The organism is Streptomyces sp. NPDC050211 (genome assembly GCF_040656035.1).
Classification (GTDB): Bacteria; Actinomycetota; Actinomycetes; order Streptomycetales; family Streptomycetaceae; genus Streptomyces.
Genome location: NZ_JBFALC010000092.1, coordinates 1 through 19,709, shown reverse-complemented (window position 1 = coordinate 19,709; position 19,709 = coordinate 1). Strand labels below are relative to the sequence as shown.

Sequence of the window (19,709 nt, the reverse complement as noted above, 5' to 3'; positions counted from 1 at the left end):
TCAGGCCTCGCCCTCGTGGACCCGGAAGACCGGCAGGACCAAGGCACCGCCCGGGTCCTCGTGCCGCTGGAATTCGAGCCGTACCGGCAGGCCGATGCGGACCTTGTCGTAGGGCACCCCCACCACGTTGCTGATCATCCGCACGCCTTCCGCCAGCTCGATCAGGCCGACGGCATACGGAGGATCGAGGGCCGGGAACGGCGGGTGGTGCATCACGACGTACGAATAGACCGTGCCCTCGCCGCTTGCCTCCACCGTGTCCCAGTCCAGGCCGCCGCATGCGTTGCACCCCGGCAGCCAGGGGAAACGCAGGGTCGTGCAGCCGGTGCAGCGCTGGATGAGGAGCTGATGCCGGTCCACTCCTTCCCAGAAGCCGGCGTTGTCGCGGTTGATCACCGGCCGGGGGCGGGGGGCTTTCGGCGTCTTCCGCGCGGGGGCGTATTTGAGGATGCGGAAGCGGTGGGTGCCGACCAGGTCCGGTCCCACCCGGACGTCCATGCGGGTCGTGACGAAATACCCCGTGCCCAGCTTGGTCGTCTTGCGGTCCGACACCGACTCGATCACCGCGTCGAAGGTGATCTCGTCGCCGGGCCGCAGGGGGCGCAGATACTCCTGCTCGCAGTCGGTGGCGACGACCGAGGTGCAGCCCGCCTCGTCGAGGAGGGTGAGCAGGTCGTCGTACGCCTGGGAGCGTCCCGTATACCCGGAGAGGCCGCCCATGGTCCATGCCTGGAGCATGGTGGGCGGGGCGATGGCGTCCGGTCCCGAATACGCCGAGTTGGTGTCGCCCAGCGCCTCGCACCAGTGCCGGATCATCGGTTCGTTGACCGGATCCTTGCCCCCGCGCGCGACGGCGGTCGCCCGCCCCTCGAACGCCTTCAGCCGCGCTCCCAGCTCGTCATGCACCTCGCTCACCTCCGTCCCCTGTCCGGTCACCCCCGTCCCTTGTCCGCTCACCGCCGCCCCCTCGTCATCCCGAGCCGCATCGTCGCGACGATCTCCCGCTGCACCTCGCTCACCCCGCCCCCGAACGTGTTGATCTGCGCCGCCCTGTTCAGCCGCTCCAGCTCGCCGTCCCCGAACGCCCCCGGCGACCCCGAACGAACCAGCCCTGCCAGCCCGTCCGTCCCGATCGCGTGCTGACATATTCGGTACACCGCCACCGCCGATTCGGTTCCCGCGACTTTCACCCCGCTCGCGTCGCCGGGCGCAAGGCGGCCCGCCCCCACATCCCCCACCAGACGCCAGCTGAGCAGGCGCGATGCCGCCAGCCGGGCGTGTGCCTCGGCCAGCCGCGAGCGCACCCACGGCTCGTCAACCCGGCGCCTTCCGGTCACCGGATCGGGGGTGCGTACGGCGTTCAGCGCGGCCGTGTAGAAGTCCTCGGCCTGCATACCGAGCGCGGCGAGGGCGACCCGTTCATGGTTGAGCTGGTTGGTGATGAGCGTCCAGCCCTCGTTCTCCGCGCCGACGAGGTTGCCGGCCGGGACGCGGACGGCGTCGTAGTACGTGGCCGTCGTGGTCTGCCCGCCGACCGTCTCGATCGGCGTCCAGGAGAAGCCGGGGGCGTCGGTGGGGACGAGGAGGATCGAGATGCCACGGTGTTTGGAGGCGTCGGTGTCGGTGCGGCAGGCCAGCCAGATCCAGTCGGCGTGCTGGGCGCCGGAGGTGAAGATCTTCTGCCCGTCGACGAGCCAGTCGCCCGCGCCGTCCCGTACCGCCCGGGTCCGCAGCGACGCCAGGTCGGTCCCGGCCGACGGCTCGCTGTAGCCGATCGCGAAGACGAGTTCCCCTCGCAGGATGCCGGGCAGGAAGGCGGCCTTCTGCTCCTCGCTGCCGTACTTCATCAGCGTCGGCCCGACCGTGTTCAGGGTGACCATCGAGACGGGTGCGCCCGCCCGGTACGCCTCGTCGAAGAAGACGAACTGCTCGTCCGCGCCCCGGCCCTGACCGCCGTACTCGACGGGCCACCCGAGCCCCAGCCAGCCGTCCGCGCCGATACGACGTCGCAGTGCCCGCACGCGCGCGTGCTCCTCAGCCGGGGGCGGCCCGTCCGGCATGAGGGCCCGGAAGTACGTACGCAGCTCGGCGCGCAGCCGCCGCTGGCGCTCGGTGGGGGCGAGGTGCACGATGACGGCCCTCCGGGGCGTCGTACGGGCTGAGGGTTTCTGACTGTCCGTCAGATACCGTGCCCTGTCAAGGTCGTCGCCCGCACCCGGAAAGGCGCCTGTCTCGTGCGGAAAACGCCTGCGCGGCGGTGCCGAAGCACCGCCGCGCGGACGTGTGACCACCCCACAGAGCACACCCCACAAGGGAGTTCAGGGCCGGCGCCCGAGGGCCGGCCCTCCCGGTCTCACCAGAGGGGCGTGAAGCCGACGGCGACGTTCTCGTTGCCCTGGTTGATGGCCGTGAAGGCGGATCCGTCGACCTGGGCGGTGTTGCTCTGGTTCGAGGCGCCGTCCCCCACCGCCTGCTGCTGTGTGGTGGACGAGTTGCCGTTGTTGTCGTCGCCGACGCCGCTGCCGATGATGCCGGCGGAGGCCTTGGTGGCGGTCGCGTTCGATCCGTCGTCCGCGAGGGCGCCGGTGTCCGCCGTCGCGACGCCGGCGAAGAGGGCCGCGGCGAGCGGAAGGGCGGAAACGGCGGCGATGACGCGGGCGGTACGGATGCTTGCCATGTTGTTCCTCCAGAACAAGGTGCACACCGGCCGTCGGGCCGTAAGTGCGCGTGGTACGTGAAGTACGGCTTGAACCAAGGCAGTTGGCCATCCGCCTCGGTGCTGTGCACGACGTCGCGAGATCAGAGTTGCCCACCGAATCCCCGGCAAACCACCCCGGAAGCCCCTATTCGCCCTGAAGCGTGATGACAAGTCGATAAACCCCTTTGGTTGCCTTCAGCCCCAGGCCAGGGCAGGCCGGACACCTTCACCCCAAGCGCCACAAGGGGTGAAGCGTTCCGGCGCGTTTCCGGCCAACCTGCCGACTGCGGCGAGTCGCGCTCGACCGCTCTTCCTTTTTTCGAACACCTGTACGAGCATGGAGGCATGGCCACCACCGACCGGCAGGCCACGATGCTGGCCCTCGCACACGCCCTGTCAGCCGCGGAGCGCGGCCTGGCCGTCATCCCCCTGTCCCGGACGAAACTCCCGGCCCTGCGCTCCCCCCACCGCGACGACCCCACCGCACCCCCCTGCCACGGCGAATGCGGCCGCTTCGGACATGGGGTGTACGACGCCTCGACCGACCCGGCGCGCATCCGCGAACTGTTCTCCGCCGCACCCTGGGCGACCGGCTACGGCATCGCCTGCGGCCTCCCCCCACACCACCTGATCGGCATCGACCTGGACACCAAGTCGGGCACCGACTCCTCGGCGGCCCTGCGCGAACTGGCTCTGCGGCATCTGTTCACCATCCCCGCCACCGTCGTCGTCCTGACCCCCAGCGGCGGCCGCCACCTGTGGCTCAGCGGCCCGCCGGACGTCGTCGTCCCCAACTCCGCGGGCCGCCTGGCACCGGGCATCGACATCCGGGGCGCCGGCGGCTACCTCGTCGGCCCCGGGTCCCGCACCGAGTACGGCGTCTACAGCACCGCCCCCGGCACCGCTCACCTCGCCCCCGCGGCCTGCCCGCCCGCCCTCCTGCGCCTGCTGCTCCCACCGCCCCGCACCCACCACCCCACACCCCCGTCGGCCGGCGGACACGGCCAGGGCCTCGTCCAGTTCGTCCTCGCGGCCCACGAGGGACAGCGCAACACCCGCCTGTTCTGGGCGGCTTGCCGCGCCTACGAGGACGGCATCGGCCCCGACCTCGTCGAACCGTTCGTCGAGGCAGCCCTCAACACCGGCCTCACCGAACGCGAGGCCCGCGCCACGATCGCGTCGGCGGCGCGCATGACGGGGCATCAGCCGTGAGGGTGCGCCGGGGCGCGCAACGGTGCGCCCCGGCGGAAGGGGACACTGGGATGCGCTTGCGCTGAGGCAGTGTCGGCGCCTTGCTGCGGCAGCGTCGGCCGTGCGTGGAGGTCGTGCGTGGAGGTCGTGCGCCGAACGGCCCCGGCTGGACCGCTGTGTGGCGCAGGCCACTGGAACCCCCATTGGCCCGCGGAGAGTTAGCGAGTGTGAGGGAAACGGAACGAGGAGAGTCAGTACGTACGCGCATACGGGCCGGGGACCGTGAGGCCTTCGCCGAGCTGTACGACCAGCACGCGCGCGCGGTGTACAACCATGCCCTGCGGCTGACCGGTGACTGGTCGGAGGCCGAGGAGGCGATGTCGGAGACCTTCCTCGCCGCTTGGCGTACCCGGGAGACCGTGGACCCGGAGGGCGGATCGCTCAAACCGTGGCTGCTCGGGATCGCCACGCACAAGGCCCGCAACGCCAACCGTGGTCTGCGCCGTCGACTCGCCTTCCTGGCCCGTAGCCCGGCCCCGACGCCCGTCGAGGACTTCGCGGACGAGACGGCCGGCCGGATCGACGACGCGCGCCGTCTCGCGGTGGTCCATCGCGCGCTGAGCCAACTGCGCCGCCAGGACCGGGAGGTGCTCGCCCTGTGCGTGGCCTCCGGGCTGGACTATCAGCAGGCCGCCCAGGCACTCGGCGTCCCGGTCGGCACCGTGCGTTCACGGCTGTCCCGCGCCCGCGCGCGGCTTGCCAAGCTGAGTTCCGGCCCACCCGATCACGGGGCGGAACTGCCCGACCGTCGCGGAGAGGTAGAGGGTGAGGCCGCATTCGCGGCCATGTTTCTGCAGGAGGAAACGCCATGAACGCTGACAAGCTGCCGAGCACCGGCTCCGCCCGGAGCGAGGCCGAGGAGTTGCTGTCGGCACCGGCCGAATGGGACCTCCCGCCGAGCAGACACCTCCACTACAAGGACGTTCTGATGCAGCGGATCGACCGCGACAGCTCCCCTTCCACCCAGTCGCCCCCGGCACCGCGCCGCCGATTCCCGCGTACGGCCGTGCTGTTGCCCGTTGCGGCGATGGCACTGGCCGGCGCACTGGTCGTCACACTCTCCGGGGGCGGAGACGGTTCCGCGCCGGCAGCGGGGACCAAGACCGCGGAGGCCCGGCCGAACAACGCGTCCGTCACACTCGACCGCATCGCCGCCGCGTCCATGGCCACCGACGCGACGCCGGTGAAGGACGGCCAGTTCGTGTACGTCGAGAGCCTGGTCCGCGCGAACAAGGGCACCTTCGGAGGGCCCGTGCGGCTCGGTGCCGTGCACAAGCGGGAGGCCTGGTTCTCGCAGGACCCCGACCCGGTCAAGATCACCGGGTGGCTCCGCGACTCCGGGAAGGACGCCATCATGCCCGGTCAGACCATTCCCATCGAGTCTCCCAGCGCCTACCCGGTGGGCATCGACCGCCCCACGTACAAGTGGCTGGCATCGCTGCCCACCGACCCCGACGCCCTGCTCGAACTGCTCTATGCCCAGACCCAGGTGGGCGACGACGAGTCGAAGGAGCAGGCCGTCTTCGGCAAGATCGGCGATCTGCTGAACGAAACGATCATGCCGCCGGAGAATGCCGCCGCGTTCTACAAGGCGACCGCGAGGATTCCCGGCGTGACCGTCATCCCCGACGTCGTCGACACCGCCGGGCGTCACGGCATCGGCATCACCCGCGAGGACCCGGCCTCCGCGGTGCGCGACGAGTGGATCTTCGACAAGCAGAAGCTCACCTACATCGGCTCGCGTTCGTACATGACCAAGGACAAGGAGAAGGGCACCAAAGCCGAGACCCTGATCGGCACCGGCGCCGTCATGCGCCGCACGGTCGTCGACACGCACCCCACCACGACCGCCAGCTGACCCGCACGCTCCCGGTACACACCGAAGGGGTGCCCCTCCTATGAGGGGCACCCCTTCGAGACGGCGACGGAGTGGAGCGCCAGCTAGCAACCGCTACTGGCCTGCCCGGGGCCGGCGTTCTCCTCCGGTCCTTTCGTTGAGAGGTCAGCGACGAGTGTCGTACTCCTCACGCGCCGCGAGAACCTCTTCGATGTGCTCCTCAGCCCAGCGGCCCAGTGCTTCCAGGGGCATGTGCAGTGTGCGTCCCAGCGCGGTCAACTCGTACTCGACCCTCGGCGGCACCTCGGCGTAGACGTGGCGGGTGACGATGCCGTCACGTTCCAGGTCCCGCAGGGTGTCAGTGAGGACCTTGGCGCTGATGCCGTCGACGGTGGTACGCAGGTCGCGGAAGCGCATCCTGCCGCCGCTGAGGGCGATGACAACCATGGCGGTCCACTTGTTGGCGATGCGGGCCAGCGACGTGCGGGAAGGGCAGGTCGCCGTCATCAGGTCGAAATCCGGGTGCTGTGGCATGCGTCACACCGGTCCATTGGTTACGTTGAGGTGACTGGTTACGGATGGTGAGTATAGGGCTCCAGCAGCAAGAACCCGACGAAGGAGAGAACCATGGAGTCCAACACGCTCACTGTCGCCCGCCGCTACGTCGAGGCCGTGTCCGCCAAGGACTTCGCCGCGATTGCGGGCCTGTTCGCCGAGGGCATCATGTGGCACCAGCCCGGCGACAACGCGGTCTCCGGTACCCACAGCGGCGGGGCCGCGGTAGGCGAGATGCTGGCCACCCAGATGACCGCCACTGAGGGAACCTTCGAACTCCAGCTGACCGGCGACCCCATGGTCAACGGCGCGCTGGTTGCGATCCCCATCCACTTCTCGGCCAAGCGCGCCGGCAATGAGATGTCGATGGACGGGGTCGACGTGCTGAGGGTCGAAGGCGACAAGATCGCGGAAGTGTGGCTGTTCTCCGCCGACCAGCAGGCCGAGGACGCCTTCTGGGGTGCCGGCTGAACACCGGGCGGCCCTGACAGAGCCGTTGCAGCCGCCCAACGCAGGAGTGGCTGGTGCTGTACGGAGGCCGAAGCCTGACGGCCGCAAACGAGACCAGTCAGCCTCTACATCATCGGTACGAGTACCTCGGCCGTGGCCGTCTCAGTTTCCGTCTCCTCGACTGGGAAGGGCGTCAGCCCTTTGTCTCCGAGCCCCAGCGTTCCGGCCCCACTCCGCGCCAGTCGATCCACGGCACCCCCGCGACCTCGGCGGGGTCGATCTCCAGGCCGGCTCGGCGGAGGAACTCGGCGACGTCGGCCACATTGTGGGCAAGGCCGAGGATCTCACCGTGCACGCGCACCTGCCGGCCACCGGTGGGCGAAGGTGGATGCACGATCACGCGAATCGGGCCGGACATGGCTTCAGGATCATCCGGGATGTACGGCCCTACATTCCAGCGCGTCATTTGAGCACCCTCAGTGTCCGGACGGCAGCGCACGTCATGTTGAAGCCGCAGGTAGATCCGGTGATGGAGCCACTCAGCACACGTCCCCGTCCGGCCGTCCCAGGTCACGCAGTTCCCACCACTCCGCGGCGCTTGGCCGCCGTTGCCGCCGGCGCAACTCAGTACGGCCGGGCTGCTCCGCAAGCTGCCGGTAGATGGCGCTCCACTCCTGCTGAGTCCGGGCGAGGTCGGCGGGAAACGGTCGCATGCACGAATTCAAGCATGTGTTCGATTTATGAGTCCATCGAGGAGGGGGACCTGTGACGTTCAGCGATAGTTGGCCGCGGCGCGGATGTCAGTGTCAGCGGCGGTTCGCTTCGCGGATGAGGTCAGGGATGCCCGTCCGGCGAAGGTGCTGCCCGCATTTCGGGCACCAGATGGTGTTCGGGATCTCCGTGACGGTCTTGCAGCCGCCGCACCGCAGGTGCATGCCCTTCCCCACGGGAAAGTCCGCCTCGGGTACCGCGATCTCATCGCCGCAGCCCTGGCAGTCGATGAGGAGGTCGAGGGGCGGGGAGGGCGGATTCGGGCGGGTTGTGTAGTAGCCACAGCCGACGCAGGGTGCGTCAGCGGGGTCGCCGGGGCCGAACCGGTCGAACCGCTCGCGCATCCGGTCGTTGACGTCAGAGTGCGGTCGCCTGCAGTCCGGGCAGACCATCCTCGGTTCCATGACGAGCGTGACCTGCTCGCACGCGTCGCACGCCCGGGCCTGGTCCCCCTCCCGCAGCGTCTGGACGGCGATGGCCTTGGGGTAAATCTCTGAGGCGGCTCCGCATCCTGGGCAAAGCAAGGCCGGGTCGGCGCCGCGTGAAGGCCTGCCGCACGACGGGCAGGGCGGAGAGACCGGAGCAGGCTGTACTTCCTGGCGCCGGGGCCCGCCCTGCCTCCCGCGTCCGCGCCAGCGCCTTCCGAAGATCACAGGTCCTCACCTTTCTCTGATCGTCGAGGCCGTCCGGACACCGCTCCGGCCGTCCGTAGTCCAAGGGCGGGGAGCGTTCACTTGGTGACCACCGTCCAGGCCGTTCCCTCGGCCAGTCGCACACGAATCGGCCCGTTCGCATGGGCGACCAGGCGCCCCGCCCGGTCGACGTCACCGGCATGGACGAGCGGCTCCCGGCCGGTGACGTCGCCTTCGAGGAACCGCTGGTCCGGCGTCGGCAACCCCGCGTCTGTGCGGGTGCTCAGGATGTCGCGGACGTAGTGGATGGGCTGTGGGGCGCGGGCTCGGACGGCGATGCAGTAGAGATTGGCCCCGCCGTAGAGGGTTGCCTCGGTGTCGCCGTCGTGGAAGGAACAGCCCGTCATGCGCTGCGGGTCCAGACTGCTGAAGAGGATGTGATACGCCTCTTGTCCGTACAACGTTCCCAGCGCCCCGATGTCGAAGAGGATCCCGATCTCGTACCTGCCGCTGGCCTTCTTCCGAAACAGCCTCACCGATGCCCCTCCTCGGTCTGCCCCAGTCCGTCCGGTCCGGAACGTAGCCGCCGACAGCCGGGACCCCTCCCGACGGGCTCCCCCACTGCGGCGGGCGGCCAGTCAGTCGAGGCGGCGATTCCAAGGCCAGGCCGGCCAACCATCGCTGAGCAAAGCGGCAACCCCCATTGGACCTTGGGCGAACACACTCGTGCCTCCCCTGCACCGCGCTCTCGCCCTGGCTGCGGTCGAGGGAGGAACATGGGAGTCGAGCGAGCAAGGGAGGCCCGCCATGAAGACCGGAGCCTCGGATTACGACCGCTGGCTGTACTCTCACACGCCCTCCCAGGCCGAGGGCGAGCGTGACGAACCGGCTGAGAGCGCGGCCATGGAGCAGCACCCGGACGTCCCCAGGACCGAGCCGTCTCAAGCGGAGGGCGAACGGGTGGACGACACCAGGGCCACCTGACCGTCGATAAGCGATCAATGAACGGCGGTACCGCTGAGGAAGCATCGCTTCTCGGCATCCAGAAGGCCGCTCTGGTCACGCACATCCGCCGGACCTACTACAGCGACCAGGGGCGCCCCGTGGAGACGGCGGACATCGTGGTGCCCGCTGCTCGCTGCGAGATCGTCTACGAGATTCCGATCAGCCGTCAGCCAGCCAACACGGCGACGAGCAGGCACCGCCCAGCACCACGGCCCCCGACCATATGACCTGGTCAGGGGCCGTTCTCACTGCTCATCGTGCGGTGGGTGTGGGATTTGAACCCACGGTGACATCGCTGCCACGACGGTTTTCAAGACCGTTCCCTTAGGCCGCTCGGGCAACCCACCCCGCGCTGCCGGTGATCGGCGGCGCGGGAACAAGAGTAACGGGTTGGCAGGTGGGCGTGCGGGTCAGTTGTCTCCGACGCGGGAGCCGAGGGTGAGGTCCACGGTGCGGGTCTGGCCATCGCGTTCGTAGGTGATCTTGACCTTGTCGCCGGGCTGGTGGGTCCAGATCTCGCCGATGAGGGTGGGGCCGGAGTCGATCACCCTGTCGTCGAGCTTGGTGATGACGTCGCCGGGCTTGAGGCCGGCCTCTGCGGCGGGGCCGCCGGACTCGACGCCGTCGGCGCCATTGACGCCCTCGGTGATCTTCGCGCCGTCCGTGGTGTCCTCCGTGGAGACGGACGCGCCGATCTTCGCGTAGATCGGCTTGCCGGTCTTGATCAGCTGCTGGGCGACGTACTTGGCCTGGTTGATCGGGATGGCGAAGCCCAGCCCTATCGAGCCGGCCTGGCCGGTGCCGCCCAGGCCGCCGTTGCTGGTGGACTGGATCGCGGAGTTGATGCCGATCACGTTGCCCTGGGCGTCCAGCAGCGGGCCGCCGGAGTTGCCCGGGTTGATCGAGGCGTCAGTCTGCAGGGCGCTCATGTAGGACGCGTTGCTGCCGGTACCGTCGCTGGAGGCCACGGGGCGGTTCTTGGCGCTGATGATGCCCGTCGTCACCGTGTTGGACAGGCCGAAGGGGGCGCCGATGGCGATGGTGGAGTCGCCGACGGCCACCTTGTCGGAGTCGCCCAGTGTCAGGGGCTTCAGGTTCGACGGGGCGTTCTCGAGCTTGATGACCGCGACGTCGTAGCCCGCCGCATGGCCGACGACCTGGGCGTCGTACTTCTTGCCGTCCGGGAAGGTGGCCGTCAGCTTGCCGCCGTCGACCGCCTCGGCCACCACGTGGTTGTTGGTGACGATGTGGCCCTCTTTGTCGAAGACGAAGCCGGTGCCGGTGCCGCCCTCGCCGCTGGAGGACTCGGCCTGGATGGTGACCGTGCTCGGCAGGGCCGTGTCCGCCACGCCCGCGATGGTGCCCGCGTCGCGCTTGACGGAGCCGCCGCTGTCGGAGGCGGAGACGGTCGTGGAGTCGCCACTGTCGTTGTTCCTGGCCAGGGTGTAGCCGAGGCCGCCGCCCAGGCCGCCCGCGGCCAGCGCGGCCACGAGGATCGCGGCGACCAGACCACCGCGCCTGTTACGGGGCTTGGGAGCGGGCGGCGGGAAGCCGGCGCCCCAGCCGGAGCCCGCGCCTCCAGAGCCCCCGTCGGCGTACGAACCGGCTCCCGCGGCGCCTGTGTCCCCGTACGACGGAGTGGCCGGCGGCGGGGGCGGCCAGGAGGCGTCCGGGGCGGAACCGCCCTGGGGAGTGTGAGGGCCCGGAGACCCGGCCGACGCGTAGGCGGGCGTGGTGCGGGCCGGTGCATGGTCCGGGGTGTCCGCGGGCACCGCCGGTATGGGAGCCGTCGGCGCGGCCGGCCGCGTGGAAGCTGCGGGAGATTCCACCGGCACGGGAGGTGCGGACGGGGCCGGGGGTACCGCAGTGCCCTCGTTCTCGGTGCTCACAGCTTTTCTCCTCGATCCACGGCTGTTCTTCTCGGTCGCACTCGGTCACACGCGCTCACGCTTGTCGTCGGTCCGGCGCGATTCAGCTGTGCATGTGCTTCTTTTGTCTGCTGACAGCTTTTCCCACGGGCCGTCAGAGCACCATAAGCGGTTGCTGTGGGTGCGCGACCATCCTTTATATAGGACCTTTCAGGCAGGATGGGCGCATCTCGAAGCTCCCGCCCGCCACGCGCGCGTGCCCGACGCAGGGGTATCGCCGTCACGCCTACCCCCTCGCGGTGGCACCATGACGCGGTGACCCCTGCACGGCAGCACCGGATTCAAGTCGTCGCCCACCGCGGGGCCTCCGAAGAGGCTCCCGAGCACACCCTGGCCGCATACAAGAAGGCGATCGAGGACGGCGCGGACGCCCTCGAGTGCGATGTACGGCTGACCGCCGACGGCCATCTCGTCTGTGTCCACGACCGCCGCGTCAACCGCACCTCCAACGGCCGAGGAGCGGTCTCCGCGCTGGAGCTCGCCGAGCTGGCGGCCCTGGACTTCGGCTCCTGGAAGCACCGGGACTCCTTGCGGATGCGGGACGAGGAGCCCGACTGGGAGCACTTGCCCGAGGACCCGGAGGACACCTCCGTCCTGACCCTGGAGCGACTGCTCGAACTCATCGCCGACACCGGCCGCCGGATCGAGCTGGCCGTCGAGACCAAGCACCCCACCCGCTGGGCGGGCCAGGTCGAGGAGCGGCTGCTGCTGCTCCTGAAGCGCTTCGGGCTGGACGCGCCCGCCACACCGGCGGAGTCCCAGGTGCGGATCATGAGCTTCTCGGCCCGCTCGCTGCACCGCGTACGAGCCGCCTCGCCGACCTTGCCGACGGTCTATCTGATGCAGTTCGTCTCGCCTCGGCTGCGCGACGGACGGCTGCCCGCGGGTGTCCGGATCGCGGGCCCCTCGATCCGGATCGTGCGCAACCATCCGGCCTACATCGAGCGCCTGAAGCGAGCCGGCCACCAGGTGCACGTCTGGACCGTGAACGAGCCGCAGGACGTCGATCTCTGCGTCGACCTGGGCATCGACGCCATCATCACCAACCGGCCCGGCGAGGTGCTGCGCCGACTCGGTCGGTGAACCATGAAACCAAGCTTGACCCCCGCAGCCCGCTTACAGCATCCTCCGATCTCGGCCACACCGGCGAAATCCAGCCACATGGTTACAGGGAGTGCACCGGCGCGTTCGATCCGTATTCGATCGTTGCGAATGCGTCAGCGAACGTTCTCTGGCCGGTTTCCGGTTCAGGCCAATGGGGCATCCACACCGTGGCGTGGGGCAAAGGAGGTCTCGGGGGTGGCGTTGGTGGTGGCACAGGAGGTGCCCACGTCGTCGAGCATGGCCGTACCCCATGGCCCTGCGGGCGTGGGGAAAGCGAGACACCGTATGCGCGCTCAGCTGCGCACGGGTGGTGTGGCGGAATCGGTCATCGACGATGCCGTATTGATTCTTTCCGAACTCTTGAGCAACGCGTGCAAACATGGTCGGCCGCTGGGTGACGCCCTGGCCGGGGACGGCGACGTCCGGGCCGCGTGGCGCGTGGACCGACGCGGCAGACTCACGGTCGAGGTGACGGACGGTGGTGGGCCCACCCGCCCGGCTCCGGCCACGCCTTCGGTCACCGCACACGGCGGCCGCGGGCTGAACATCATCACCGCACTGGCCGACGACTGGGGCGTCCGGGACGACGCCTGCGGCGAGGTCACGGTGTGGGTCGTGGTCCACGACGACGTGCACGATCCCGATGCCGGTCGCCGACGCGACGACTTCGCTACGCGTGTCGCCGCTCCGAGGGTGTCCGCGATGGCTGACCTGGACTTCGGACACGCCTTCGACGATCTGGACTGAAGCCCCCGTCGCACCGGGTCGGCCACGTTGTCCACAGGGTTCCCGTCGGCCGTGGTGTGAACGGCTAGGCTCCCGCCGTACGACACGAGCCGTAACCGGGAGACACCACGATGGCCAAGAAGCGACCCCAGACGAAGGCCCCGCGGCCGCAGCTCACAGACGCTGAGATCCCGGTCGTCGGTGCCCGTGAACCCTGCCCCTGCGGCAGCGGCCGCCGCTACAAGGCGTGCCACGGCCGGGCCGCCGCGCACGCGGTGACCGAGCTGGTGCAGCGCCCGTTCGAGGGCCTGCCGGGCGAGTGCGACTGGGTGGCGCTGCGTGAGCTGGTCCCGGCCGCGACCGTGGAGCTGACGCTCAAGGACGGTCTGCCCGAGGACGTTCCGTCGGTCACGCTGGCCACGGTCCTGCCGATGGCCTGGCCTGCCCTGCGCCGCGACGACGGCTCGGTCCTGCTCGGCCTGCAGAACGACACGGCGTCCGGCGACATCAGCCGCGACCTCGCCGACACCCTCCAGCACGCCCTCACCGCCGAGCCGGGCACGCCCGTGCAGGGGCGCCGGGCGCCCAGCGAGGGTCCGCGGCTGCAGGATCTGCTCGCCCCGGAAGGTCCGTTCGAGCCAGTCGTGCACTCGGGCTTCGAGTTCTGGGTCTCGGACGCGGACAACGCCGCTCCGGAGGTGGCCGCCTCCCTGGAGCGGGCCAACGCGGCGGCCATCCCGACCGTGAAGCTGACCGGCGTGGATGCCGCGTACTGGTGCGAGACGCCGGACAAGAACCATCTGCGGTGGGTCATGCCGCATCCGGAGGAGCAGCTTCTGGACGCTCTCGCGCGGCTGCACGCGGCCGGGAGGTCGAGCCTCGGGGAGGGCACCCGGTTGGTGGGCTCCTTCCGTGCTCACGGGCTCACCGTCCCGGTCTGGGACCTGCCGAGCGAGGTCACCGCGCAGGACATCGAGAAGCCGGCCGCCGAGTTCGCCGAGCGCCTCGCCACCGCGCTGGCCACGGACGCTCCGCTCACCCCCGACGAGCGCCGCGCGCGCGGCGGCCTCACCAACCGGCAGGTCACGCTCAGCTGACACGCAGCTCCGGCTGACCGGTCGGTCAGCCGGAGCGAGCCTTGCCGGAACGGCCGGCTCCGTCCACAACTCCCCGTTCCGGCAGGCGAGTCGGTGTCCGAATAGCCGAGCAAAACGAGAGATCGAATTTGCGAACAGCCGATCTCTTGTTACCGTTCCAATAGCCCGGTTGCTGGTGCATCCCCCGTCGCCAGCAACCGGGTCTTTCCATGCGGCCGCCTCGCCGAGAGTGCGCAGAGGCGCGCGAAGGAGAAGACCCGTCGCGCGTCAACCGCCCGCAGGCGCCCCGGAGTTGCTCCCCGACCGCAACAGCAGCGGCTCCTCCCCGGCCCGGGACGCGAACTCCGCGACCGCCGTGTAGGCAGCCAAGTCGCCCCGTGTCCGCTCCCGCGGCGTCTCACAGGTGGCCGGCTCGTCGTCGGCACCGATCGGGCACCGCATCTGCATGGTGCGGCCACCGGGCCCCATGAGGCTCAGCACCGAGTCCAGCGCCTCCCCGCTCGCATTGCGGTAGTAGGTGCGCGCCCAGGTGTCCTCACCCTGGGTCATCACACAGGTCTGCGCCTCGATGCCGTCGGGCGAGGTGAGTTCGGGGCCGCAGCGGGCGGCGGTGGCCAGGCCCAGGCCGAGCAGCCCGGGGGCGTCGACGGGTTCGGGGGAGGGCGCTTTGGCGTCCGGCTGACGGGACGGTCGTACGGCCTCGGGGTCCTGGTCGCCCACGGGCCCCGCGGACGCAACAGCCAGTGGCAGCGCGATCGCGCATGCCACCACGCCCGCGAGGGCGATCAGGCGAATATTCATGAAGGGGACGATATCGACCGGATTGGGGCGCTCGGTCCGGTGTGCGCCCGACACCCCTACAACTCGGGCGCGCTCACACCCGTACGAGTGAGGGCCTCGACCACGGCGTCCACCACGGCCTCGACGTCGGGCACCCACGGGGAGGCCGAGCCTGGCAGCGGCGCGCGCTCCCAGCGGGTCTGCCCCTGGCCGGTCTCGGACGGCGGCAGCGCCAGATAGCCGCCCTCGCCGTGGAAGCGGAGCGAGCCCGGGACGAAGTCCTGGGCGTACAGCAGTTCGCCCAACTGCTCCATGGAGTACGGCTTCACAAGCAGCGCCCACCGGGTGGGCGAGGCCACGACCGGGCCGAGGCGCATGCCCATGCGGTCGAGGGCGCCCAGCGCGCGGGCGGCCGGCAGGGCGGGCAGCGACACCGCACACGGAGCCTTGCCGCCGGTGGCCAGGACGATCGGCGCGGCGGGCCGGTTGGTCCACCACCAGCGCACCATGCGGGCGTCGGTGGTGGCCGTGAGGAGGCCGGGGTCGAAGGGGTGTGCGCCGGGAACCGTGCAGTCCGGGTCCGGGCAGGCGCAGCGGGAGCGGCCCTGAGGGTCCGCCGCCACGCCCGGGAGTACGGGCCACTGCCATTCCGTCGCGAAGGTCAGGGCCGCGCTGATCATGTCAGGCCCCCCGTCACTGCGCTGGGACAGGAGCCTGCGTCGCCTTCCGAGGATCTCGCGCATGAGCGCTCGTTCCTTTCCGTTGCACCGCTGGCAACACCGTGGAACACATCACACCATGTGTCGATCACTTCACTGTGCGTACCTATTGGCGCATCACACCCCAGCCTCAGGCATGGGGAACCCCTATGGGCCGAGCGTTGCAGCTTCCGCGGCAGCCTCGTCCATACTGCGTCTATCAAAAGCACGGGCGTGGCGTGGGGTGGCGAAGTCTGGCGTTTTGCTGTCGCGCTGGTTTCTCTTCGCCTCCGCCACGGGAGGATGGGGCACGGTCGTCGGTGGCTAAGACGCCCGGGTCCGTCGCCAGGTTCCGGGTGATTCCCAACCACCCCTGGCCTTCACCGAGTACGTACCCATCACGACCGCTGTGACGCTCCGTGGAGCAAGGCCAGTCGACCGCAATAGGCTGTTACCCGAGGCAGTTTTGAGCCAACTTCGCTTTTACGCAAGAGGTCTACTGAAATCCCACGGACACCAGGAATCCCAGCAGGACAATGCTGGACATCCCCTCACGAGTGCGTGTACATGTGGAGACACTGCTAGCGGCGCAGAATGACATGGGGGTTTGCGATGCTATCGAGCAATACGCACCGGTCGGAAAGCCGGACACCATGAACGCCCCTCACGCTCCGAAAGTGGCTGGAATCGATTCAACGGTTCCCTCGCCCGCACACACTGTCGCGCCCGCGCCCGCGGCCTCCGAAAACGCAGCCGGCCCAGCCGTCCCCGCCCCGAACGCGCCCGGCGCACTGCTCCAGGACCGCCTGGCCGGCTGGGTCTCTGACCTCACGACTCTCCACGAACTCACCGAACGTCTGGTCCGCACAGCCGCACTGGCGGACGCCCTCCAGGAAGTGCTGCGCGCCGGAGCCGCCCTCGTGGGCGCCCGGCGCGGTCTCGTCGCGCTGGAACCCGGCGACGGGCTGGGACCGGACACGACCATCGGCCTCGGCCTGGCGCGAGCCGATCTCGGCCACATCGAGACCGTGCCGCGCGGTGCGATGCCCTTCGGCCGGATCCTCGACGGCCTGCCCGGCGCCGAGGACGGCATCGTCCAGCCCGATCTGTTCGCCGAGGACGGCCTCGACCCCCGGCACCGCGAGGTCGCCGCGCGCCTCGGCTACGCCGCCAGCTACACGCTCCCCCTGTCCACGCCCGCCGCCGGCCGCCTCGGAGCCGCCGTATGGCTCTACGACGAGCCCGCCGAGCCGGTCGAACGACAGCGCCACCTCGTCGGTCTGTACGTCCGCCACGCCACCGAGCACCTGGCCCGGCTGCTGGAAGTCGAGCGCACGCGCGCGTGCATGGCGACGATGGCCGAAGAACTGCTCCCCTCACGCCTGCCGCGGGTGGCCGGCATGCAGCTCGCCGTCCGGCACCGCACCGGCCCGCGCGGGGGCGGCGACTGGTACGACGCGCTGCCGCTGCCGGACGCCGCGCTCGGCCTGGCCGTGGGCTCCGTGACCGGCTCCGGCCCCAGCGCCGTCGCCGCGATGGGCCGGCTGCGGGCGTCCCTGCGGGCGTACGCCGTGATGGAGGGCGAGGACCCGGTCGCCGTCCTGTCCGACCTGGAGCTGCTCCTGAGGCTGACCGAACCCGCCCGGTCCGCCACCGCCCTGTTCGCCTACTGCGAGCCGGCGCTGCGCAAGATCACGCTGGCCGGCGCGGGACACACCCCGCCGCTGCTGATCGGTGAGCGGCGTACGGAGTTCGTGGAGACGTCCGTGTCCGCGCCGCTGGGGATGCTCGCCTGCTGGGAGGCGCCCAGCGTGGAACTGGAGGCGGAAGCCGGGGAGACGGTGCTGCTGTACACCGACGGGCTGCTGCACCGCACCGGCGACCCCACCGACCGCGCCTTCGCCCGGCTGCACGCCGCGGCGGCCGGCGTACCCCGGAGCCTGCGCCGGGACCCGGACGCGATCGCCGACCACATCCTGCGGACCGTACTGCCGGACGGGCGGGACGAAGCGGACTCGGCCGAGGACGTCGTACTACTGGCCGCTCGCTTCGAGTAGCAGCCGGTAACAGGTCTTCCGGCCCTGGGCCCCCTTCCTCGCGACCGTACGATGGACGGGGTCCAGTGCCGTATCTAGGAGGATGACCGTGGCCGACGAGCTCACCCCGGAGACCCCGGAGACTGAGTCGGAGAAGCCGATCAAGAAGCGCAAGAACGGCCTGTACCCGGGCGTGTCCGACGAGCTGGCCGAGAACATGAAGTCCGGCTGGGCCGACACGGAGCTGCGCGACCTGGAGCCGATCGCCCAGGCCGCCGAGACCGCCGCGCGGCGTGCCGCGCTGTCGGCGCGTTTCCCGGGCGAGCGGCTGGTGATCCCCGCGGGCAACCTGAAGACCCGCTCGAACGACACGGAGTACCCCTTCCGCGCGTCGGTGGAGTACGCCTATCTCACCGGCAACCAGACCGAGGACGGTGTGCTCGTCCTGGAGCCGGTCGGCGACGGTCACAAGGCGACGATCTACCTCCTGCCCCGCTCCGACCGCGAGAACGGCGAGTTCTGGCTCTCCGGCCAGGGCGAGCTGTGGGTCGGCCGCCGGCACTCGCTGAGCGAGGCGGAGAAGCTGTACGGCATCCCGGCCGCGGACGTGCGCCAGCTGGCGGACGCGCTGGCGGAGGCCACGGGTCCGGTCCGGGTCGTACGGGGCTACGAAGCACGTATCGAGGCCGCGCTCACCGACAAGGTCACCGCCGAGCGGGACGAGGAGCTGCGGGTCTTCCTGTCCGAGGCGCGGCTGGTCAAGGACGCGTTCGAGATCGGCGAGTTGCAGAAGGCCGTCGACTCGACCGTGCGCGGCTTCGAGGACGTGGTGAAGGTCCTCGACAAGGCCGAGGCGACCTCCGAGCGCTACATCGAGGGCACGTTCTTCCTCCGCGCGCGCGTCGAGGGCAACGACATCGGCTACGGCTCCATCTGCGCGGCCGGGCCGCACGCCTGCACGCTGCACTGGGTGCGCAATGACGGGCCCGTGCGCTCCGGTGAGCTGCTGCTGCTGGACGCGGGCGTCGAGACGCAGACCCTGTACACCGCCGATGTCACGCGGACGCTGCCGATCAACGGGCGGTTCAGCGAGATCCAGAAGAAGATCTACGACGCCGTGTACGAGGCTCAGGAGGCCGGCATCGCGGCGGTGAAGCCGGGTGCGAAGTACCGGGACTTCCATGACGCCGCGCAGCGGGTGCTGACCGAGAAGCTGGTCGAGTGGGGGCTCGTCGAAGGGCCCGTGGAGCGGGTGCTGGAGCTGGGGCTGCAGCGGCGGTGGACGCTGCACGGCACCGGGCACATGCTCGGGCTGGATGTCCATGACTGTGCGGTGGCTCGGACCGAGACGTATGTCGACGGCACATTGTCGCCAGGCATGTGTCTGACTGTTGAGCCGGGGCTTTACTTCCAGGCCGACGATCTGACGGTGCCGGAGGAGTACCGGGGGATTGGTGTGCGGATTGAGGACGACATTCTCGTGACGGAGAGTGGGAACCGGAATCTGTCGGGTGGGTTGCCGCGCCGGTCTGATGAGGTCGAGGCGTGGATGGCTCGGCTCAAGGGTTGAGTTTCGGCTGCGGGTGCGTTGTGGCTTGTCGCGCCCACGCGGCGGAGCCGCATATCAACACAGCCCCGCGCCCCTAGGGACGTGCCCCCTAGGGCGTTTTCTCGGCAGCGTTTGCTCTAGGGACAACCGGTAGCGCGTCCAGGAACAGCGCCCCCGCCAGCAGGCCCGCGCTCCCCCTCGGGCTCCACGCGCGCGCGTGCAGGTCGGTGTCGAGGGCGGTCAAGGCTGCGCGGCCCGCCTTCGTCGCCGTGCCGCCCGCCTCCAGGACATCGCGGGCGCCCGCCTGGACATGGCGCAGCCCCAGTGGGCCCGCCGTGTACAGCAGTTCGGTGTCCTGGAGGGTGGACATCACGGTGAGCAGGGCGTCGAGCTGGGACTCGCCCTCCGTGGCGCCGGCCGAGCGGGACGTGGCGAGCGCGTCCAACGCCCGCCGTACGTGCGGGAATCCGGCGCGGGCCTCGCCGCGGGCGCCCGCGGCGCCGTATTTGGCGGACACCGAGGAGCCCCGGGAGGGCCTGCGCGGGGCGCGTTTGTCGGGGTGGGCGGCGATGCGCTTGGCGGTCGCGGCCAC

At 70.1% G+C, this 19,709-nt stretch carries 22 protein-coding genes, 1 tRNA gene and 1 pseudogene; 11 read left to right on the top strand and 13 right to left on the bottom strand.

Annotated features, from left to right (window positions below):
• The 3 genes from AB0I98_RS45255 to AB0I98_RS45245 form a co-directional block, all read right to left on the bottom strand.
• Complete coding sequence (locus tag AB0I98_RS45255; RefSeq protein WP_362951917.1) at positions 1–915, bottom strand: OB-fold domain-containing protein; 915 nt, start codon at positions 913–915, stop codon at positions 1–3.
• Between the two features lie 38 nt (positions 916–953).
• On the bottom strand, positions 954–2,129 hold the full coding sequence (locus AB0I98_RS45250) for an acyl-CoA dehydrogenase family protein (protein WP_362951916.1): 1,176 nt from the start codon (positions 2,127–2,129) through the stop codon (positions 954–956).
• Between the two features lie 224 nt (positions 2,130–2,353).
• The gene (locus AB0I98_RS45245) at positions 2,354–2,677 is read right to left on the bottom strand and encodes a hypothetical protein (RefSeq protein WP_362951915.1); all 324 of its coding nucleotides are present in this window, start codon (positions 2,675–2,677) and stop codon (positions 2,354–2,356) included.
• Between the two features lie 366 nt (positions 2,678–3,043).
• On the opposite strand from AB0I98_RS45245, the gene AB0I98_RS45240 reads away from it, so the two are divergent.
• The 3 genes from AB0I98_RS45240 (at position 3,044) to AB0I98_RS45230 (ending at position 5,807) form a co-directional block, all read left to right on the top strand.
• Positions 3,044–3,910 (top strand): bifunctional DNA primase/polymerase, encoded by an 867-nt coding sequence (locus AB0I98_RS45240; protein ID WP_362951914.1) that lies wholly within the window; start codon positions 3,044–3,046, stop codon positions 3,908–3,910.
• A 206-nt stretch (positions 3,911–4,116) separates the two neighbouring features.
• Positions 4,117–4,761, top strand: a complete 645-nt coding sequence (locus AB0I98_RS45235) for an RNA polymerase sigma factor (RefSeq protein WP_362951913.1) — start codon at positions 4,117–4,119, stop codon at positions 4,759–4,761.
• Positions 4,758–5,807: a CU044_5270 family protein gene (locus AB0I98_RS45230; RefSeq protein WP_362951912.1), complete on the top strand. Its 1,050-nt coding sequence runs from the start codon at positions 4,758–4,760 to the stop codon at positions 5,805–5,807. Before AB0I98_RS45235 ends, AB0I98_RS45230 begins: the two co-directional genes overlap by 4 nt.
• A gap of 144 nt (positions 5,808–5,951) precedes the next feature.
• On the opposite strand, the gene AB0I98_RS45225 is transcribed toward AB0I98_RS45230, so the two are convergent.
• Positions 5,952–6,320 carry a helix-turn-helix domain-containing protein gene (locus tag AB0I98_RS45225; protein WP_362951911.1) on the bottom strand — a complete coding sequence of 123 codons (369 nt, stop codon included), beginning with the start codon at positions 6,318–6,320 and terminating at the stop codon, positions 5,952–5,954.
• A gap of 93 nt (positions 6,321–6,413) precedes the next feature.
• On the opposite strand from AB0I98_RS45225, the gene AB0I98_RS45220 reads away from it, so the two are divergent.
• Positions 6,414–6,812 carry a nuclear transport factor 2 family protein gene (locus AB0I98_RS45220; RefSeq protein WP_362951910.1) on the top strand — a complete coding sequence of 133 codons (399 nt, stop codon included), beginning with the start codon at positions 6,414–6,416 and terminating at the stop codon, positions 6,810–6,812.
• 172 nt (positions 6,813–6,984) lie between these two features.
• Here the strand turns inward: AB0I98_RS45220 and AB0I98_RS45215 are convergent, their stop codons facing one another.
• The 4 genes from AB0I98_RS45215 to AB0I98_RS45200 all read right to left on the bottom strand — a co-directional run bounded on the left by AB0I98_RS45215 (position 6,985) and on the right by AB0I98_RS45200 (position 8,730).
• Positions 6,985–7,209: a hypothetical protein gene (locus AB0I98_RS45215; RefSeq protein ID WP_362951909.1), complete on the bottom strand. Its 225-nt coding sequence runs from the start codon at positions 7,207–7,209 to the stop codon at positions 6,985–6,987.
• Between the two features lie 121 nt (positions 7,210–7,330).
• Entirely contained in the window at positions 7,331–7,504 is a 174-nt protein-coding gene (locus AB0I98_RS45210) for a hypothetical protein (protein WP_362951908.1), read from the bottom strand.
• 93 nt (positions 7,505–7,597) lie between these two features.
• Positions 7,598–7,966 carry a hypothetical protein gene (locus AB0I98_RS45205; RefSeq protein WP_362951907.1) on the bottom strand — a complete coding sequence of 123 codons (369 nt, stop codon included), beginning with the start codon at positions 7,964–7,966 and terminating at the stop codon, positions 7,598–7,600.
• A 326-nt stretch (positions 7,967–8,292) separates the two neighbouring features.
• A complete protein-coding gene (locus tag AB0I98_RS45200; RefSeq protein WP_362951906.1) occupies positions 8,293–8,730 on the bottom strand; it encodes a hypothetical protein in 438 nt (145 codons plus the stop codon).
• 271 nt (positions 8,731–9,001) lie between these two features.
• Here AB0I98_RS45200 and AB0I98_RS45195 point away from each other — a divergent pair, with 271 nt between their 5' ends.
• Positions 9,002–9,178, top strand: coding sequence for a hypothetical protein (locus tag AB0I98_RS45195; protein ID WP_362951905.1), 177 nt, complete (start codon positions 9,002–9,004; stop codon positions 9,176–9,178).
• Positions 9,179–9,207: 29 nt separating this feature from the next.
• A pseudogene (locus tag AB0I98_RS45190) lies at positions 9,208–9,426 on the top strand (UTRA domain-containing protein); the annotation flags it as partial.
• A gap of 33 nt (positions 9,427–9,459) precedes the next feature.
• Here AB0I98_RS45190 and AB0I98_RS45185 read toward each other — a convergent pair.
• Positions 9,460–9,546 (bottom strand) — tRNA-Ser (locus AB0I98_RS45185).
• 63 nt (positions 9,547–9,609) lie between these two features.
• Positions 9,610–11,088: a trypsin-like peptidase domain-containing protein gene (locus tag AB0I98_RS45180; RefSeq protein WP_362951904.1), complete on the bottom strand. Its 1,479-nt coding sequence runs from the start codon at positions 11,086–11,088 to the stop codon at positions 9,610–9,612.
• A gap of 294 nt (positions 11,089–11,382) precedes the next feature.
• Here AB0I98_RS45180 and AB0I98_RS45175 point away from each other — a divergent pair, with 294 nt between their 5' ends.
• The 3 genes from AB0I98_RS45175 to AB0I98_RS45165 all read left to right on the top strand — a co-directional run bounded on the left by AB0I98_RS45175 (position 11,383) and on the right by AB0I98_RS45165 (position 14,054).
• Positions 11,383–12,210 carry a glycerophosphodiester phosphodiesterase gene (locus AB0I98_RS45175; protein WP_362951903.1) on the top strand — a complete coding sequence of 276 codons (828 nt, stop codon included), beginning with the start codon at positions 11,383–11,385 and terminating at the stop codon, positions 12,208–12,210.
• A 129-nt stretch (positions 12,211–12,339) separates the two neighbouring features.
• Positions 12,340–12,978 (top strand): ATP-binding protein, encoded by a 639-nt coding sequence (locus AB0I98_RS45170; protein ID WP_362951924.1) that lies wholly within the window; start codon positions 12,340–12,342, stop codon positions 12,976–12,978.
• Between the two features lie 110 nt (positions 12,979–13,088).
• Complete coding sequence (locus AB0I98_RS45165) at positions 13,089–14,054, top strand: DUF5926 family protein (RefSeq protein ID WP_362951902.1); 966 nt, start codon at positions 13,089–13,091, stop codon at positions 14,052–14,054.
• A gap of 267 nt (positions 14,055–14,321) precedes the next feature.
• Here the strand turns inward: AB0I98_RS45165 and AB0I98_RS45160 are convergent, their stop codons facing one another.
• Both AB0I98_RS45160 and AB0I98_RS45155 read right to left on the bottom strand, forming a co-directional pair.
• On the bottom strand, positions 14,322–14,855 hold the full coding sequence (locus AB0I98_RS45160; protein WP_362951901.1) for a hypothetical protein: 534 nt from the start codon (positions 14,853–14,855) through the stop codon (positions 14,322–14,324).
• 56 nt (positions 14,856–14,911) lie between these two features.
• On the bottom strand, positions 14,912–15,577 hold the full coding sequence (locus tag AB0I98_RS45155; RefSeq protein WP_362951900.1) for a bifunctional DNA primase/polymerase: 666 nt from the start codon (positions 15,575–15,577) through the stop codon (positions 14,912–14,914).
• Between the two features lie 491 nt (positions 15,578–16,068).
• Between AB0I98_RS45155 and AB0I98_RS45150 the strand changes: the two genes are divergently transcribed.
• A complete protein-coding gene (locus tag AB0I98_RS45150; protein WP_362951899.1) occupies positions 16,069–17,589 on the top strand; it encodes a PP2C family protein-serine/threonine phosphatase in 1,521 nt (506 codons plus the stop codon).
• An 82-nt stretch (positions 17,590–17,671) separates the two neighbouring features.
• Positions 17,672–19,138 (top strand): aminopeptidase P family protein, encoded by a 1,467-nt coding sequence (locus AB0I98_RS45145; RefSeq protein ID WP_362951898.1) that lies wholly within the window; start codon positions 17,672–17,674, stop codon positions 19,136–19,138.
• Between the two features lie 88 nt (positions 19,139–19,226).
• On the opposite strand, the gene AB0I98_RS45140 is transcribed toward AB0I98_RS45145, so the two are convergent.
• Positions 19,227–19,709: triphosphoribosyl-dephospho-CoA synthase (locus AB0I98_RS45140; RefSeq protein ID WP_362951897.1), on the bottom strand; the 483-nt coding region annotated here is incomplete at its 5' end.

Coding starts and splice junctions, on each gene's coding strand:
- AB0I98_RS45220 (WP_362951910.1), top strand. CDS start 6,414: ATGGAGTCCAACACGCTCACTGTCGCCCGCCGCTACGTCGAGGCCGTG.
- AB0I98_RS45215 (WP_362951909.1), bottom strand. CDS start 7,209: ATGTCCGGCCCGATTCGCGTGATCGTGCATCCACCTTCGCCCACCGGT.
- AB0I98_RS45230 (WP_362951912.1), top strand. CDS start 4,758: ATGAACGCTGACAAGCTGCCGAGCACCGGCTCCGCCCGGAGCGAGGCC.
- AB0I98_RS45170 (WP_362951924.1), top strand. CDS start 12,340: ATGCGTCAGCGAACGTTCTCTGGCCGGTTTCCGGTTCAGGCCAATGGG.
- AB0I98_RS45195 (WP_362951905.1), top strand. CDS start 9,002: ATGAAGACCGGAGCCTCGGATTACGACCGCTGGCTGTACTCTCACACG.
- AB0I98_RS45205 (WP_362951907.1), bottom strand. CDS start 7,966: ATGGAACCGAGGATGGTCTGCCCGGACTGCAGGCGACCGCACTCTGAC.
- AB0I98_RS45210 (WP_362951908.1), bottom strand. CDS start 7,504: ATGCGACCGTTTCCCGCCGACCTCGCCCGGACTCAGCAGGAGTGGAGC.
- AB0I98_RS45145 (WP_362951898.1), top strand. CDS start 17,672: ATGACCGTGGCCGACGAGCTCACCCCGGAGACCCCGGAGACTGAGTCG.
- AB0I98_RS45240 (WP_362951914.1), top strand. CDS start 3,044: ATGGCCACCACCGACCGGCAGGCCACGATGCTGGCCCTCGCACACGCC.
- AB0I98_RS45150 (WP_362951899.1), top strand. CDS start 16,069: ATGCTGGACATCCCCTCACGAGTGCGTGTACATGTGGAGACACTGCTA.
- AB0I98_RS45165 (WP_362951902.1), top strand. CDS start 13,089: ATGGCCAAGAAGCGACCCCAGACGAAGGCCCCGCGGCCGCAGCTCACA.
- AB0I98_RS45155 (WP_362951900.1), bottom strand. CDS start 15,577: ATGCGCGAGATCCTCGGAAGGCGACGCAGGCTCCTGTCCCAGCGCAGT.
- AB0I98_RS45245 (WP_362951915.1), bottom strand. CDS start 2,677: ATGGCAAGCATCCGTACCGCCCGCGTCATCGCCGCCGTTTCCGCCCTT.
- AB0I98_RS45160 (WP_362951901.1), bottom strand. CDS start 14,855: ATGAATATTCGCCTGATCGCCCTCGCGGGCGTGGTGGCATGCGCGATC.
- AB0I98_RS45225 (WP_362951911.1), bottom strand. CDS start 6,320: ATGCCACAGCACCCGGATTTCGACCTGATGACGGCGACCTGCCCTTCC.